General features: G+C 71.5%; 11 protein-coding genes. 7 read left to right on the top strand and 4 right to left on the bottom strand.

Translation table 11 applies throughout. The annotated features are described in order from the left end of the window. Positions 1-238 precede the first annotated feature (238 nt). Entirely contained in the window at positions 239-817 is a 579-nt protein-coding gene (locus IE286_RS16630) for a TetR/AcrR family transcriptional regulator (RefSeq protein WP_189797531.1), read from the top strand. Positions 818-1492: 675 nt separating this feature from the next. Beyond that, positions 1493-3466: a lamin tail domain-containing protein gene (locus IE286_RS16635; protein WP_229862933.1), complete on the top strand. Its 1974-nt coding sequence runs from the start codon at positions 1493-1495 to the stop codon at positions 3464-3466. 639 nt (positions 3467-4105) lie between these two features. On the opposite strand, the gene IE286_RS16640 is transcribed toward IE286_RS16635, so the two are convergent. After that, positions 4106-4786, bottom strand: a complete 681-nt coding sequence (locus IE286_RS16640; RefSeq protein WP_189797532.1) for a GntR family transcriptional regulator — start codon at positions 4784-4786, stop codon at positions 4106-4108. Positions 4787-4950: 164 nt separating this feature from the next. Between IE286_RS16640 and IE286_RS16645 the strand changes: the two genes are divergently transcribed. From IE286_RS16645 to IE286_RS16655, 3 genes are read left to right on the top strand one after another with little or no spacing between them, the layout of a single operon-like run. After that, positions 4951-5730, top strand: a complete 780-nt coding sequence (locus IE286_RS16645) for a (Fe-S)-binding protein (RefSeq protein WP_189797533.1) — start codon at positions 4951-4953, stop codon at positions 5728-5730. Further along, positions 5727-7166, top strand: a complete 1440-nt coding sequence (locus tag IE286_RS16650; RefSeq protein ID WP_189797534.1) for a LutB/LldF family L-lactate oxidation iron-sulfur protein — start codon at positions 5727-5729, stop codon at positions 7164-7166. The genes IE286_RS16645 and IE286_RS16650 overlap by 4 nt, the downstream gene beginning before the upstream one ends. After that, entirely contained in the window at positions 7163-7798 is a 636-nt protein-coding gene (locus tag IE286_RS16655) for a LutC/YkgG family protein (protein ID WP_189797535.1), read from the top strand. The genes IE286_RS16650 and IE286_RS16655 overlap by 4 nt, the downstream gene beginning before the upstream one ends. Before the next feature lie 180 nt (positions 7799-7978). On the opposite strand, the gene IE286_RS16660 is transcribed toward IE286_RS16655, so the two are convergent. After that, complete coding sequence (locus IE286_RS16660) at positions 7979-9211, bottom strand: FAD-dependent oxidoreductase (RefSeq protein ID WP_189797536.1); 1233 nt, start codon at positions 9209-9211, stop codon at positions 7979-7981. A 537-nt stretch (positions 9212-9748) separates the two neighbouring features. On the opposite strand from IE286_RS16660, the gene IE286_RS16665 reads away from it, so the two are divergent. Together IE286_RS16665 and IE286_RS16670 are read left to right on the top strand one after the other, a co-directional pair. Next, a complete protein-coding gene (locus tag IE286_RS16665) occupies positions 9749-11062 on the top strand; it encodes an SGNH/GDSL hydrolase family protein (RefSeq protein WP_229862935.1) in 1314 nt (437 codons plus the stop codon). Positions 11063-11496: 434 nt separating this feature from the next. Beyond that, positions 11497-11613, top strand: coding sequence for a hypothetical protein (locus tag IE286_RS16670; protein WP_372462558.1), 117 nt, complete (start codon positions 11497-11499; stop codon positions 11611-11613). Here IE286_RS16670 and secY read toward each other — a convergent pair. Then, positions 11592-12893, bottom strand: a complete 1302-nt coding sequence (secY, locus tag IE286_RS16675) for a preprotein translocase subunit SecY (RefSeq protein ID WP_189797618.1) — start codon at positions 12891-12893, stop codon at positions 11592-11594. The two genes, IE286_RS16670 and secY, sit on opposite strands and share 22 nt — an antisense overlap. 497 nt (positions 12894-13390) lie before the next feature. Continuing rightward, on the bottom strand, positions 13391-14035 hold the full coding sequence (locus IE286_RS16680) for a chorismate mutase (RefSeq protein WP_229862947.1): 645 nt from the start codon (positions 14033-14035) through the stop codon (positions 13391-13393). Between the last annotated feature and the right edge of the window lie 22 nt (positions 14036-14057).

Consider the following 14057-nt stretch of genomic DNA (forward strand, 5'->3'; position numbering starts at 1 on the left):
GCAGCACCGACATGCGGGGACAGCGGCGATCGGTCGCCAGGAAGGTGTCGGGGGGCCGGGCGGCGCGCGCGGCGCGGGCCCGTGAATCAGGTCTCAGGAGGGTGCCGTCGTGTTCCGGTGCGCGCGGCCGCATGCGCCCACGGCACGGCAGCACCCCTGCACTGGTAAAGTGGAGGTACTCCTCCACTGTAGCGGAGGTATTCCTCCGGTTCAATCGAGCCCGCCCCGGGAGGCAGCAGTGACGCCCCAGCCGTTCCCTGTCCGCGAGATCGTGGCGTCCCGGCGGCCGCACCGGAAGGACGCCGCCCGCAACTTCGACGCCCTCCTGGCCGCGGCACGCGAGGCCTTCGCCGAGCACGGTGCGGAGGCCTCCCTGGAGGACATCGCCCGCCGCGCGGGCGTCGGCATCGGCACCCTGTACCGCAACTTCCCCACCCGCCGCGATCTGTTCGAAAGCGTCTACGCGGACGAGGTGAACGAGCTGTGCCTGGTCGCCGAGGAGGTGGCCGTCCTGGAGCCGTGGGAGGCGCTGACGGCCTGGCTGGACCGGTTCACCGGCTACATGGTCACCAAGCGTGCCGTCCGTGAGGCCCTCGACGGTGACTCGGAGATCTTCCAGGCCTGCCGGGAATCGATGGAGGCGGCGGGCGGTCCGCTGTTCGAACGGGCCCAGCAGGCCGGCCAGGTCCGCCGGGACATGACCTTCAGCGAACTGCTGAGGATGATCGCCGGGATCACCGCGACCGCCTTCGACGACGAGGACCAGCGCCGCCGGGTGCTGTCCATCGCCCTGGACGGGGTCCGCGCGAGCCGCTGAGTGCCCATGCGGACCGTGCTGCCTGGGTCCGTCGTCGAACGGATCTTGCGCAGAGCAGGAACGACGTTCCGGCCGCCTCGGCCGGGCCCTTGAGCCCGCGCCGCGGCATCGACGAGGACCACCGGACAGAGGGCGGCTGGATGGCGCTGCGACGTGAGCTGCAGGCGTTCGGTGTGCAACGGGCCCATCCACGCGATCGTCGATTCCGAGACGATCGCGGCGCTGCAGCAGATGCTCACGGCCATCGTCGGCTGCCGAGGGCCGGTCGACACAATCGCCACCCCGGTGACCGAGGCCGCGTTCGCCCGCCGCGCCGGAACGCTCGTCGAAGACGACGGCGTACGACGGCCCGACCGCGACCGGGCACGCAGGGAGGTCCTTGGAACTGATGGCCCGTCAAGGAGGTGTCGAATCGAGGCTCGTCCGTCATGAGCGGTCGGATGCCGAATGAGGTGTACTGTCAGGCCGCGGTGGTCCCTGGGCTTGCACGACGGCCCGGTCGGACGACTGGATGGTGCTGGACGGGATCGCGTGAACGCTGCGGACCGGCTCGGCCTGGCGGGACGGGCCGCGCACGCCGCGACACCGATGCGCGCCTGGCGTTCTGGTGGCCAACAGATGGCATTCAGCCGACGTACACGTCGTTGCAACGTGGTTGCATCAGAGTCCCGCCTCGTGCCTGTTTCTTCACACTCACGCGTCGGCGTCGCCTCGGTGAGCGCCGCGGCTTTGACGTTCTCGGTACTCCTTGCCACGGGGCTGTTCGCCGCTCAGCCTGCGGCCGCCGCTGACCCGGCCGGCTACCAGAACGTTCGCATCAATGAGGTCACCTCCTCGGACAACGACACCGTGGAGCTGTACAACGCGGGCTCCACCGCGGTGGACATCAGCGGCTGGAAGATGTCCGACGACAGCTTCTCGCCCCGGTCGTTCACCCCGTCCGCCACCACGATCGCTGCCGGCGGCTTCATCACCTTCGACTCGCCCAAGGGCCTCGGTGACTCGGACAAGCTGGTGATCTACACCGCCGGCGGCGCGGTGGTCGACCGCGTGGAGTGGGCCACCGACAAGGCCAAGCCGGCGATGGCCCGCTGCGGCGGTGACGGCACCGGCGCGTGGGTGACTACGGTCAAGGCGACCACGTTCGGCGCCGCGAACTCCGCGGGCTGCCCGTCGGCGGTCCCGTCGGCGAGCCAGGTGCGGATCAACGAGGTCGCCTCCGACGGCTCGGACACCGTGGAGCTGTACAACGATGGTACGAGCGCGGTCAGCATCGGGTCGTGGAAGTACGTCGACAACGACACCGGCCACTCCCCGGTCTCGATCTCGTCCTCCTCCCCGAGCGCAACGAGCATCCCTGCGGGCGGCTACCTCACCTTCGACTCCACCATCGGCCTGGGCGACAACGACTCGCTCTTCCTCTTCGACGGCGACGGCACCTCCATCGACTCCGTGACCTGGGCCGACGACGGCGCCAAGCCGTCCGATGAACGCTGTGCCAACGGCACCGGGTGGTTCCAGACCTCCACGACCGCGACGCTCGGCAGCGCCAACTCCTGCTCCGGCGGTGGTGGCGGAGGCGGTCAGACCGGTCATCTGCTCGGCGGCGGCGGCTCACTGACCAGCGGCTGCACCCCTGAGGCACCATCCGGCACGGGCTCGGCCCCGGCGGGCACGTCGGCGTGGCCGGGCGGGCCGGACGTCACGATCACCGACGACGTCTGCGCGTTCACCACGCCCACCGGCCCGGAGGGCCGCGACGTGAGCGGGCTGGCGTTCGACCCGGCGAACCCGTCGGTGCTGTGGGCGGTCAAGAACAAGAACTGGCTGTTCAAGCTGGTCAAGAACAACGGCAAGTGGATCCCGGACCCGTCGTGGAGCGCGACCGGTAAGCAGATCCGCTTCGCCGGCGGGACCGGCCGGCCGGACTCCGAGGGTGTGACGGTCGGCGGCAACGGCCACATCTACGTGACGTCCGAGCGAGACAACGCCGACAATGCGGTCCCCAAGGACACGATCATGGAGTTCGACCCGGCCGCGACCGGATCGACGCTGACTCCGGTCCACCAGTGGGATGTGACCTCGCAGTTCCCCCAGCTCGACACCGGCAGCAAGGACGACGCCAACCTCGGGTTCGAGGGCGTCGGCTATGTGCCCGACAGCTGGCTGACCGCGAACGGCTGGATCGACCCGCTCACCCATGCCGCCTACAACCCGGCGAACTACCCGCTGCACGGATCCGGCCTGTTCTTCGCCGGCCTGGAGTGGGACGGCACGCTGCACGTCTACGGCCTGAACTCCGACGGCTCGTTCACCACGTTCGGCACGATCGCCACCGGCAAGGCATCCGTGATGGACGTCATGTTCGACGCCGGGACGCAGCGCATCGTCGCGACCTGTGACAACACCTGCGGCGAGACGCACACCTTCCTGAAGATCGACGCCGCCGGCACCGTCGTGCCGGACGTGACCTACACGAACCCGGCCGTCATGCCGGTCGACAACCTGGAGGGCTTCGCCATCGCGCCCACGTCGACCTGCGTCAACGGCTTCCGCGAAGCGGTCTGGAGCGACGACGGCATCTACGGCTTCGGCTCCGCGAGCTCCTCCGACGGACACGCCCTGTACAGCGGCACTTTCCCCTGCTGACCCGTGACCGCAGGGGACGGCTCACGTACGGGTCCGCCGCCCGGCGATGCCGGTGTGGAGCGACGGATCAACCCGGTGCACCGCCATCACGGGCGCTCAGGCCAGGTTCGCCGTGGTCCTGCAGAGCCGGGGCCGCCGCGCCGGCGCCGTACCGAAGCCGAACAGGTCCGCATCCAGGCCGGAGCGGGACCGTGCGCCCCGACGGGTGGTCGCCCCTGTCCGCCCTGACGAGGCGTCGCCCGCCGGCCGACCTGCGCGAAGCGGCTCCCTCACCCGTCCGACGCTTCGAACGCGCGCGCCGCGCGGCCGGGCCTTACTGTCGAAGTGCCTGCGGTGACAGGACGCAGGGTCAGGGCGGTCCCCGCACGCAGCGCCCTGGGCTGGGACCGCCCTCTGCGTCCAGGCTGCCCGACGCCGGCGACGCGCAACGCAGGGGCGCGCGCGACCGGTTCCACGGTCGGCCGGACCGCGGGTCGCCCGCCTCCGCGGCACAGCGGGGCAGGGAGGCAGGGGTGGGGAAGCGCCGGCACACCGCCATCGCGTACCGCGGTGTCGCGGTGACCCGGCATCTCCTCGGGCAAGGCGGGTCACGGTCACCCGGCGTCCCCTCGGGCAGGACGGGCGGCACAGGCCCCTCGGCTATGCGGAGGCCGACGTGCCCGCCTCCGGCGGCAGGCCGGGCCGCCCGCTGAACCCCGAGCGGTGGAGCACCGCCGCGAGGTGGTCGGCGAGCAGCCGCCGGGCCTCGGCCGGACGCTGTTCGTGCAGGGCCGTGGCGATCGCGGCGTGTTCCGCCACGTCCTCGGCGGCGTGCGCGGGACCGGCAGTGGCCGCGGCGGAGATCCGCTCCTGCTGGTTCCACAGCGTCTCGTACAGACCGGCGACGACCTGATTGCCGGCGGAGCCGACCAGCCGGCAGTGGAAGGTGCGGCCCAGCTCCCGCGCGCCGGCCGGTGTGGTGCCCTGCTGCTCCTGCTCGCAGTCCCTCAGCAGTGCCTCCCCGGTCTCGCGCACCGCCTCCGCGCCCCGGGCGGCCAGCGCGTCCAGGGCGAACAGCTCCAGCAGCAGGCGTGCCTGCAGCACCCCGTGGGCGTCCTCGGGACCCACCGGGACGACGACCGCCCCGCGCTTGGGGTACACCCGCAGGAAGCCCTCGTTCTGCAGACGCTGGAACGCCTCCCGCACGGGGGTGCGGGAGATCCCGAGATCGGCCGCGACGGTGCCCTCCGAGAGCAGGTCCCCGCTGGTGTACACGCCGTCGAGCAGGCTGTCCCGGATGTGCGCGTAGGCGCGGTCCGCGGCCTTGGGCTGGATGGTCATGCAGGCATTGTGCCGCATGCCGCACAGGATGTCCGCCAGCTGGTGCACTTGCTTGCATACAAGTTGACGTCTATGGTCGTATGCATATCGTCGGTGGCGTCCCCATCGCCGCTGGGGGCGTGTCCGCAGTCCGCCGGCGACCGTCAGCGAGAAAGGGCGAGGCCATGCGCACCGCGCTGTTCGTCACATGCCTCAACGACACTCTGTTCCCGCGAACGGGGCAGGCCGCGGTCGAGCTGCTGCGGCGGCTCGGCGTCGAGGTCGAGTTCCCCGCCGCGCAGAGCTGTTGCGGCCAGATGCACTACAACACCGGCTACCGGGCCGAGACCGCGAAGCTGGCCCGCCACTTCGTCGAGGTCTTCGGCGACTACGACCGGATCATCGTCCCCTCCGCCTCGTGCGGCGGGATGCCCGCGGAGGCGTACGCGATCGCCGCCGAGTCCGTCGGGGACGACGGCCTGCTGCGCGACGTCCGCCGGATCGCGCCGCGGGTGCACGAACTGACGAGCTTTCTGACCGACACGCTCGGCGTGGAGGAGGTCGGCGCGTACTTCCCGCACCGCGTCACCTACCACCCCACCTGCCACAGCCTGCGTGCCTCGGCGCTCGGCGACCGGCCCTACCGGCTGCTGCGGGCGGTGCGCGGGATCGACTTCGTCGAGCTGCCCGCGCAGGAGGAGTGCTGCGGCTTCGGCGGCACCTTCTCGGTGAAGAACGGGGCCGTCTCCGGGGCCATGAACGGCGACAAGGCCCGGCACGTGCGGGAGACCGGGGCGCACGTCCTGGCGGCGGTGGACAACTCGTGTCTGATGAACATCGGCGGCCGCCTCGCCAAGGACGGCCACCCGGTACGCACGATGCACCTGGTGGAGATCCTGGCCAGGACCGAGAAGGACGGTCCGCTGGACGGCGTGCCGGTCACGGAAGGGGAGAGGGTGCGATGAGCAAGGTGTTCCTCGACTGGCCGGCGTTCCCCACGGCGGCCGAACGCGCCACCAAGGACGAGCAGTTGCGCGCCAACGTGCGCCGGGCCACCCACACGATCCGCGCCAAGCGGGGGGCGCTGGCGGCGGAACGCCCCGACTGGCAGGACCTGCGCGACAGCGCGGCCGCGGTGAAGGACGAGGTCCTGCGCCACCTCGACACCTACCTCGAACAGCTGGAGACGAAGGTCCGCGAGGCCGGCGGTGTCGTGCACTGGGCGCAGGACGCCGAGGAGGCCAACCGGATCGTCACCGGCCTGGTCCAGGAGACCGGAGAGACGGAGATCGTCAAGGTCAAGTCCATGCTGACCGAGGAGATCGGCCTCGACGCTGCACTGGAGCAGGCCGGCATCAGCGCCCGTGAGACGGACCTGGCCGCCGCCATCGTGCAGCTCGGCGACGACCTGCCCTCCCACGTCGTGGTCCCGGCCCTGCACCGCAACCGCACGGAGATCCGCGACATCTTCCGGCGGGAGATGGGCAGGCACGGCCGGCCGGCACCCGACGACCTCGGCGACGACCCCGAGGAACTGGCCGAGGCGGCACGCCTGCACATGCGGGACAAGTTCCTGAGAGCGAAGGTCGCCGTCTCCGGGGCCAACTTCATGATCGCCGAGACCGGAACCCTGGTGATCGTGGAGTCGGAGGGCAACGGGCGCATGTGCCTGACCCTGCCCGAGACCCTGATCTCGGTGGTCGGCATCGAGAAGGTCCTGCCCACCTGGCGCGACCTGGAGATCTTCCTGCAGCTGCTGGCCCGCAACGCCACCGGTGAGCGGATGGCGCCCTACACCTCCAGCTGGACCGGGACCACGGACGGCGACGGGCCGCGCACCTTCCACCTGGTCCTGGTCGACAACGGCCGCACCCGCGCCCTGGCCGACCCGGTGGGCCGGCAGGCACTGCGCTGCATCCGCTGCGGAGCCTGCATGAACATCTGCCCCGTCTACGAGCGCACCGGAGGCCACGCCTACGGCTCGGTCTACCCCGGCCCCATCGGCGCCATCCTCAACCCCCTGCTCAAGGGGCCCGACGACACCCAGACCGCGTCCCTGCCCTACGCCTCCACCCTCTGCGGCGCCTGCAACGAGGTGTGCCCGGTCTGCATCCGCTTCACCGACGTCCTGCTCAAGCTGCGGTCGGACGTGGCCGAGGGCGACGCCGAGGTCAAGCACCCCGCCGAGAAGGCTGCCCTGAAGGCCGTGGCGGGCGTCATGCGGCACAACCCGCTGTGGAACGCCGCCGTGAAGTCGGCCGGCCGGGCCGGGGCGGTGCTGCCCACGGACATGAACCTGCCCGGCCCGCTGCACGGCTGGACCGACAGCAGGACCATCCCCGAGATCCCCGCGCAGTCCTTCCGCACCTGGTGGAAGCGGACCGAAGGAGGTACCCGGTGAGCGCCCGCGAGGCCATCCTGGGCCGCATCCGCGCGGCCGTCGCCGACCTGCCCGACGACCCCGTCGAGGTGCCCCGCGCCTACCTGCGCGGCGCCCCCGGCATCACCCCAGGCGACCGCGAGGCCACCGTCGAGCTGTTCGTCACCCGCGTGACGGAGTACGGGGCGACGGTGCGCCGGGTGCCGGAGGCGGACCTGCCCACCGCGGTGGCCGCGGCCCTCGACGAACGGGCCGCACGCACAGCGGTCGTCCCCGACGGTCTCGACCCGGCGTGGACGGCCGCATGGAAGGGACAGGTGCGCCGTGACGTGCCCGCGCTGTCCACGGCGCAGCTCGACGCGACCGACGCCGTGGTCAGCGCCTGCGCGGCGGCCGTCGCCGACTCCGGCACGATCGTGCTGGACGCCGGCCCCGGACAGGGGCGCCGCGCCCTCAGCCTGGTCCCGGACGTCCACGTGTGCGTCGTGCGCGAGGAGCAGATCGGCTCCGCCCTGCCCGAGGTGATCGGCAGGCTCGACCCGCGGCGGCCCATCACCTGGATCAGCGGCCCCTCGGCCACCGCGGACATTGAGATGATCCGTGTCCAGGGCGTCCACGGGCCGCGCAGGCTGACCGTCCTCGTCACACACTGAAACCACCTGCGTACGCCCGTCCCGGCGGCCCCGGCGCCGGGACGGGCTGACCCGGGGCCCGCCGCCCGGTGGGAGGGCCGGGCCCGGGCTGCCGCCGGCTTCGGGGCCGGCGATCACAGCCGGCGGAGGTGTCCCGCGGGGGCGACGGGATGCCGCTCGCCGAACGGTCGCCCTCGGCCCTCAGCGCAACGAGCGCTCCGGCGGGTGCTCACGCAGCGCACCGTAGCCGATGAAGCGGGCCGGTACACGTGCGAGCCAGGGCGCGCTGGTCAGCAGCTCGCTCATCCGCTGCACCCGCCGAGGCCCGCCGAGCGGCGTCCGGCCGGCCAGCACGGGCCCGATGAGCCGGGCGTGCGCGATCCGCTGCAGCGCCTGCGCCCCCGCCGCCGTCGGCCACCGCCGCAGCTGGACGGCCCGCACGTCGCCCAGCCCGACACGTCCCCCGCGCAGCGGCTCGACGAGATACCGGGCGGCCGCCACCGCGTCCTGGACGGCAAGGTTGATGCCGATGCCGAACACCGGTGACATCGCGTGCGCCGCGTCCCCGATGCACAGCAGCCCCGGGCGGTGCCAGCGCCGCAGCCGGTCCAGCCGTACGTCCAGCATCCTCACCTCGTCCCAGGACCGCAGCGTGTCCACCCGGTCCGCCAGCCAGGGGACGGCGGACGCGAATCGGCCCCGGAACCGGTCGAGGCCGGCGGCGCGGCGCTCGGCGTCCGTGCCCTTGGGGATCAGCGCGGCGCACTGCCAGTACTCCCCGCGGTCGATCAGGGCCGCGAGGAGTCCGTCGCCGGCACCTCCCACCAGCCCCTGCGGGTCGCTCTCCCGCCGGGGCAGCCGGAACCACCAGGCGTCCATGGGGCAGGCGAACTCCCGCAGCCCCAGCTCGGGCCGGGACCGGGCCAGGGAGCCCCGGCCGTCGCAGGCCACCGTGAGCGTGGCCCGCAGCTCGCCGGTGCGCCCGTCCGAGGTGCGGTAGCGCACCCCGGTGACCCGACCGTGCTCGATCACGAACGACGTCGCCTCGGTGTTCATCCGCAAGGAGAAGGCGGACTCCCGGCATGCCTCGTCGGCCAGCAGATCCAGCAGATCCCACTGCGGCACCATCGCCACGTAGTTGTACGGCCCGGGCAGCGTGCCGAGATCGGAGACGGTGACCAGGGACCCGTCCGGTCCGAGCGGGAGCTGCACGGAGGTGACCCGGCGCTGCGGCAGGCGTGCGAACCGCTCCGCCAGGCCCAGGTCGTCCAGCAGCGCCAGCGTGGAGGGGTGCACGGTGTCGCCCCGGAAGTCGCGCAGGAAGTCACCGTGCTTCTCCAGCACCGTCACCTCGACGCCGGCCCGGGCGAGCAGCAGCCCGAGCACCATCCCGGCCGGCCCGCCACCCACCACACAGCATGTCGTCCGCTCCATGACCACCCCTTCTCTCGCACGGCACACCCGCACCCGTCCTGTGCATGTGCACACCACAACGATGCCCGAAACAGGCGGTTCGTGCGCCGCACCGCCGGCGGGACGGCACCGCCGTGGCGGGCACCGGCCGCGGCGGGCGCCGCACGACATGTGCCGGTCGTCGTCGCCCCGGCGCAGGTGGGACATGTGACCGGCACGAGCGGGCACGTGTTCGCCTGCCGGACGACGCACTCCGCCGTGCCGACGCGTCGCCCGATCGCCGCGCACACCGACGGTCCTGCCGCCCTCGCATACGGTCGCATCTGCGAAGCAACCGGGGCCGGATCCGTCAACTGTCCTTTGTTTTCAAGCCATTTGCTGCGGATCAAAGGTTGCCGGGGCAACAACACTTGAGTGCCGTAAGGCATTTGTGGAAGGTGTTCCTGCGGGCTTGGCCGTGGTCCGCACACCCGCTAAGGTCCAGACCAACCAGTGTTGCTTGGCCGGATGCGAGCACGAGGCACTGCCGTGCTCCCGGCCCCTGGGAAGGAAGAATCCGTGACAACTCCGAACTCCACGAAGCGCCCACGCGCGCGGCTGGCCGTCCGCGCGGCGTGTGCCGTAGCCGTGGCGTTCGTCGCGGCCGCCGCCGGCACGGCGGCGAACGCCGCGGCGGCAGAACCGGCGCAGAAGCAGGCTCAGCCCCGTGTGCAGGCCGCCGGCGGTGGGCTCAACTACGTCGCGATGGGCAGCTCCTTCGCGGCAGGCCCGGGCATCCCGCCGGTGCAGACCAGCCCCGGCGCCTCGGCGTGCTCGCGGTCGGTCAACAACTACCCGAGCATCGTCGCCCGTGACCTCGGGGCCAATCTGACGGACGTCACGTGCAGCGGCGCCACCACCGCCAACGTGCTGACGACCAGCCAGGCGGGCCTGCCGCCGCAGGTGGAGGCCGTGGGCCCGGACACCCGCACGGTCACCGTCACCATCGGCGGCAACGACGTCAACTACCTGGGCAGCATCAACGTCTACTCCTGCCAGACCAGCGGCGGCACCAACTGCGGCTCGGTGGACCGCAACAAGATCGAGCAGGCCTTCACGGAACTGCAGGGCCGCATCGCGAACGTCGTCAACGCCGTGCACCAGCGGGCGCCGCAGGCGCACGTCTACCTGGTCAGCTACTTCACCATCCTGCCGGACGCCGGGGTGTGCCCGAACGTGCCGCTGACCGACGAGCAGGCCTCGTACGAGCGCAGCATCGCCTCGCGCCTGGCCGGCGCCACCGCGGCCGCGGCGTCCTCCACGGGTGCGACGCTGGTCGACCTGGCCGGCGCCAGCCGCGGCCACGACGCGTGCTCCGCCAGCCCCTGGGTGGAGTCGTACCGCCCGCCGGCGGGCCGTGCCACCTACCACCCCAACGAGGCGGGGATGAGAGCGGCGGCCGACCTGGTGGAGTCCGCTCTCGCGGCTGCCGGTGAGACCCGGACGGCGACCTTCCGTTCGGCCATCGAGGGCAAGTGCATCGATGTAAGGAACTCCGGAACCGCCGACGGCACGATCGTGCAGCTGTGGACCTGCAACGGCACGGACGCCCAGCGGTGGACGTACGTTCCGGACGCGGGCGGCACGCTGCGGGCCTTCGGCAAGTGCCTCGACGTGACCGCCAACGGCACCGCCAACGGGTCCAAGGTCCAGCTCTGGCCGTGCAACGGCGGCGGCGCGCAGCTGTGGGTGCCGGGCCCCAACGGCTCGCTCGTGAACCCGCAGTCCGGCCGCTGCCTGGACGACCCGGCGAGCACCACCCAGGACGGCACGCAGCTGCAGATCTGGGACTGCAACGGCGCGGACGCCCAGCGGTGGACCCCGACCGTCTGATCTGACCCGCGGCATCGCAACGCACAGGAGGCGCTCTCCTTCGAGCGCCTCCTGTGTGCTGTCCGCCGCCCGCGACAGCCCCCGGCCGCCGCGGACCCCGGGCCGCACCGGGGCACACCGCGCCTGGCCCCGGCGCCGGCCCGGGCACCGGCGGCGCCCGGTCACAGGGCGGCCGGCCCCGGATCGCTGCCTGTACACCGTCGACGGCGGTTGCCACACGATTCCCCGGACCCGGAAGGCACCGTTCTTCATGGGCCGCGCCGACATGACCTTCGACACCGTCGAGACCGTCGCCCGTTTCTTCCCGCTGCACGCCGGGCACCGGACGTCCGCCTGACCGGATGCGGCATGGGGCGCCGGGCGCGCGGGTACGCGGGTGGGTGCACCGCATCCACGCCGGAAGGCACCGGACGGATCTTGACAACCTGCTGCGGATGATCTTCCTCGACCCGTATGCGCAGGAGTTCTACGCCGACCGGGACACGGCGGCCCACATCGCGGTGGCGAACCTGAGGGCGCGGGGTGCCTCTCAGCGCAGGAAACCTTCGTAGTGCCGCTGCTGCAGCTGGCTCTCGATCTGCCGCACGGTCTCCAGGCCCACACCGACGATGATGAGGATGCTGGTCCCGCCGAACGGGATGTTCTGGCCGGCTCCGGTCACGGCCAGCACGATGGTGGGGAAGAGCGCGATCAGCCCCAGGTACAGCGCGCCGGGCCAGGTGATGCGGTTGAGCACGTAACGCAGATACTCGGCGGTCGGCCGCCCGGCGCGGATGCCCGGGATGAAGCCCCCGAACTGTCTCATGTTCTCCGCGATGTCGTCCGCGTTGACGGTGATCGACACGTAGAAGAACGCGAAGAACACGATCAGCACGGAGTAGGCGGCGATGTAGACCGGGTGGTCGCTTCGGGTGAAATTCTGGCCGATCCACGTCGTCCAGCCCGCGTCGGTGTCGGAGAACTGCGCGATCAGCGTCGGAATGGCCAGCAGCGACGAGGCGAAGATGACGGGGATCACGCCCGCCTGATTCAGCTTCAGCGGAATGTAGGTGGACGTGCCGCCGTAGGAGCGGCGGCCCGCCATGCGCTTGGCGTACTGCACCGGAATGCGGCGCTGGGCCTGCTCCATGAACACCACGAGGCCGACGATGGCCAGGGCGACGAGCAGCACACCGCCGAACTCGATCCACCCGCGGGCGAGGTGCCCCTGCTTCTTGATCGCCCACAGGGCGGACGGAACCGTGGCGGCGATCGAGACGAACATCAGGATCGACATGCCGTTGCCGATGCCGCGGTCGGTGATCAGTTCGCCGAGCCACATCACCAGGCAGGTGCCGGCGGTCATGGTGACGACCATCGTCGCGGTGGTCAGGACCGACTTGTCCGGAACGATGCTCGAGGCGACGGTGCAGCCGGTGAAGAGGGCGCCGCTGCGGGCGGTGGCCACCAGGCCGGTGCCCTGGAGGACGGCGAGTCCCACGGTCAGATACCGGGTGTACTGGGTGATCGTCGTCGTGCCCGACTGCCCCTCGTGCTTGAGCGCTTCCAGACGCGGCACCACCACGGTCAGCAGCTGCAGGATGATGCTCGCGGTGATGTAGGGGAGGATGCCGAGCGCGAACACGGTGACCTGCAGCAGGGCGCCTCCGCTGAAGAGGTTGACCAGCCCGAACAACCCCTGGCTGCCGGAGGACTGGTCGACACACTCCTGGATCGCCCGGTAGCTCACGCCGGGGAGCGGGATGTGGGTGCCGATCCGGTACACCACGATGACGCCGAGCGTGAAGAGCAGTTTCCTGCGCAGGTCGGGCGTCTTGAACGCGTGGGCCATCGCCACGAACACGGTGCCTCCCACGACCCTCCGAGCGGCGCCGTCGTGGGGGGTCAGTGCCTGTCGATGGACGACGGCACCTCGGTGGGGACTGCCGCCTCGGTGCCGGAACCAGTCATACGGAGGCGGTGACGGCGCTCCTCGCTGCATGCCTGGACCTGGCCGTGGGGGGGTGGTGAGCGCGGGACCCTCCGTGCGACCAACCGTTCTGTCTCGCATCATCGTGCGCCACCCCGTCGGCACTGTCAAGACCGAACGTTCTCCTTCAGGGGTGGTGGTCGCCGGTCGCTGCTCATTCGTGCGAGACGGGGTGCCTCATAGAGCCTTGAAGAGCACTTCAGGACAAGGCACTTCGGGATCTGCGCGAGGGCTGCCACCGGTAGTGCGCCCCGATGGCGGCCCTCGCGCCGCATGCAGGCCGACGGCACGCGCGCCGCGGGATCGACCTCCCTCAACGGCCCCTGCAGTGCCGTGCGGCGCTGCTTCCGCCTCCGTCGTTACCGGCCGGCCGGTTCGGCGGAGCGGCACACGGAGCCGGTCGCCGCCCGGAAGGCCTGCCGGTGGAGAGCGTCCAGGTGTTCCACCACCGCGCCGGACACACCGGCGAGCGCGAGCTGCACCCGACAGGCGACGGGCTCGTCGCGCACGTGCTCCGTGTTCTTGAGCTCGGCGAGCAGAGCCGTGGTCAGCTGGTCGAGCCTGGTGCGGATCTCGCCGAGATCGGGGCGCGTCGTCGGGGCCTGCTCGGGGTGAGCGGTCCAGCGGTCGAACAGCCCCTGCTGCACGATCTTGCTCGCCGTGATCTGGTCCCGGAAGAACGCCACGGCCGCGTCCGCGTCGATCCCGGCGGCCTCGGCCTGCTCACGGACCGAGTCCAGCACCTGCTGCTCGCGGGCCGGGTCCTCGATGGGTGAGTCGGTGCCGAACTTGGACGCCGCCACGTCGTCGCTCACCTGGAGGCGCTCGATGATGAGGCTCGCGAGCGGGCCGAGCTTGCCGAGCGGCTCGACCGTCGTACCGGTCACGGATCCGGTGGGCACCTGCGTGTCCGCGGCCATGGCCTGAGGAACCGTCAGCGCCGAGGTGGCCAGCAGCAGGCCGAGGGTCGCCGCGCAGCGGGTCGTCCGGTGTCGGAGAGTCAAGGATCGTCCTCGTTTCGTTCTC

The sequence above is a fragment of the Streptomyces thermodiastaticus genome (assembly GCF_014656135.1).
GTDB lineage: Bacteria > Actinomycetota > Actinomycetes > Streptomycetales > Streptomycetaceae > Streptomyces > Streptomyces thermodiastaticus.

Excerpts from the sequence above, each read along its gene's own strand:
- IE286_RS16640 (WP_189797532.1), bottom strand. The coding sequence starts at position 4,786 with ATGACCATCCAGCCCAAGGCCGCGGACCGCGCCTACGCGCACATCCGG.
- IE286_RS16645 (WP_189797533.1), top strand. The coding sequence starts at position 4,951 with ATGCGCACCGCGCTGTTCGTCACATGCCTCAACGACACTCTGTTCCCG.
- IE286_RS16650 (WP_189797534.1), top strand. The coding sequence starts at position 5,727 with ATGAGCAAGGTGTTCCTCGACTGGCCGGCGTTCCCCACGGCGGCCGAA.
- IE286_RS16660 (WP_189797536.1), bottom strand. The coding sequence starts at position 9,211 with ATGGAGCGGACGACATGCTGTGTGGTGGGTGGCGGGCCGGCCGGGATG.
- IE286_RS16670 (WP_372462558.1), top strand. The coding sequence starts at position 11,497 with ATGATCTTCCTCGACCCGTATGCGCAGGAGTTCTACGCCGACCGGGAC.
- secY (WP_189797618.1), bottom strand. The coding sequence starts at position 12,893 with ATGGCCCACGCGTTCAAGACGCCCGACCTGCGCAGGAAACTGCTCTTC.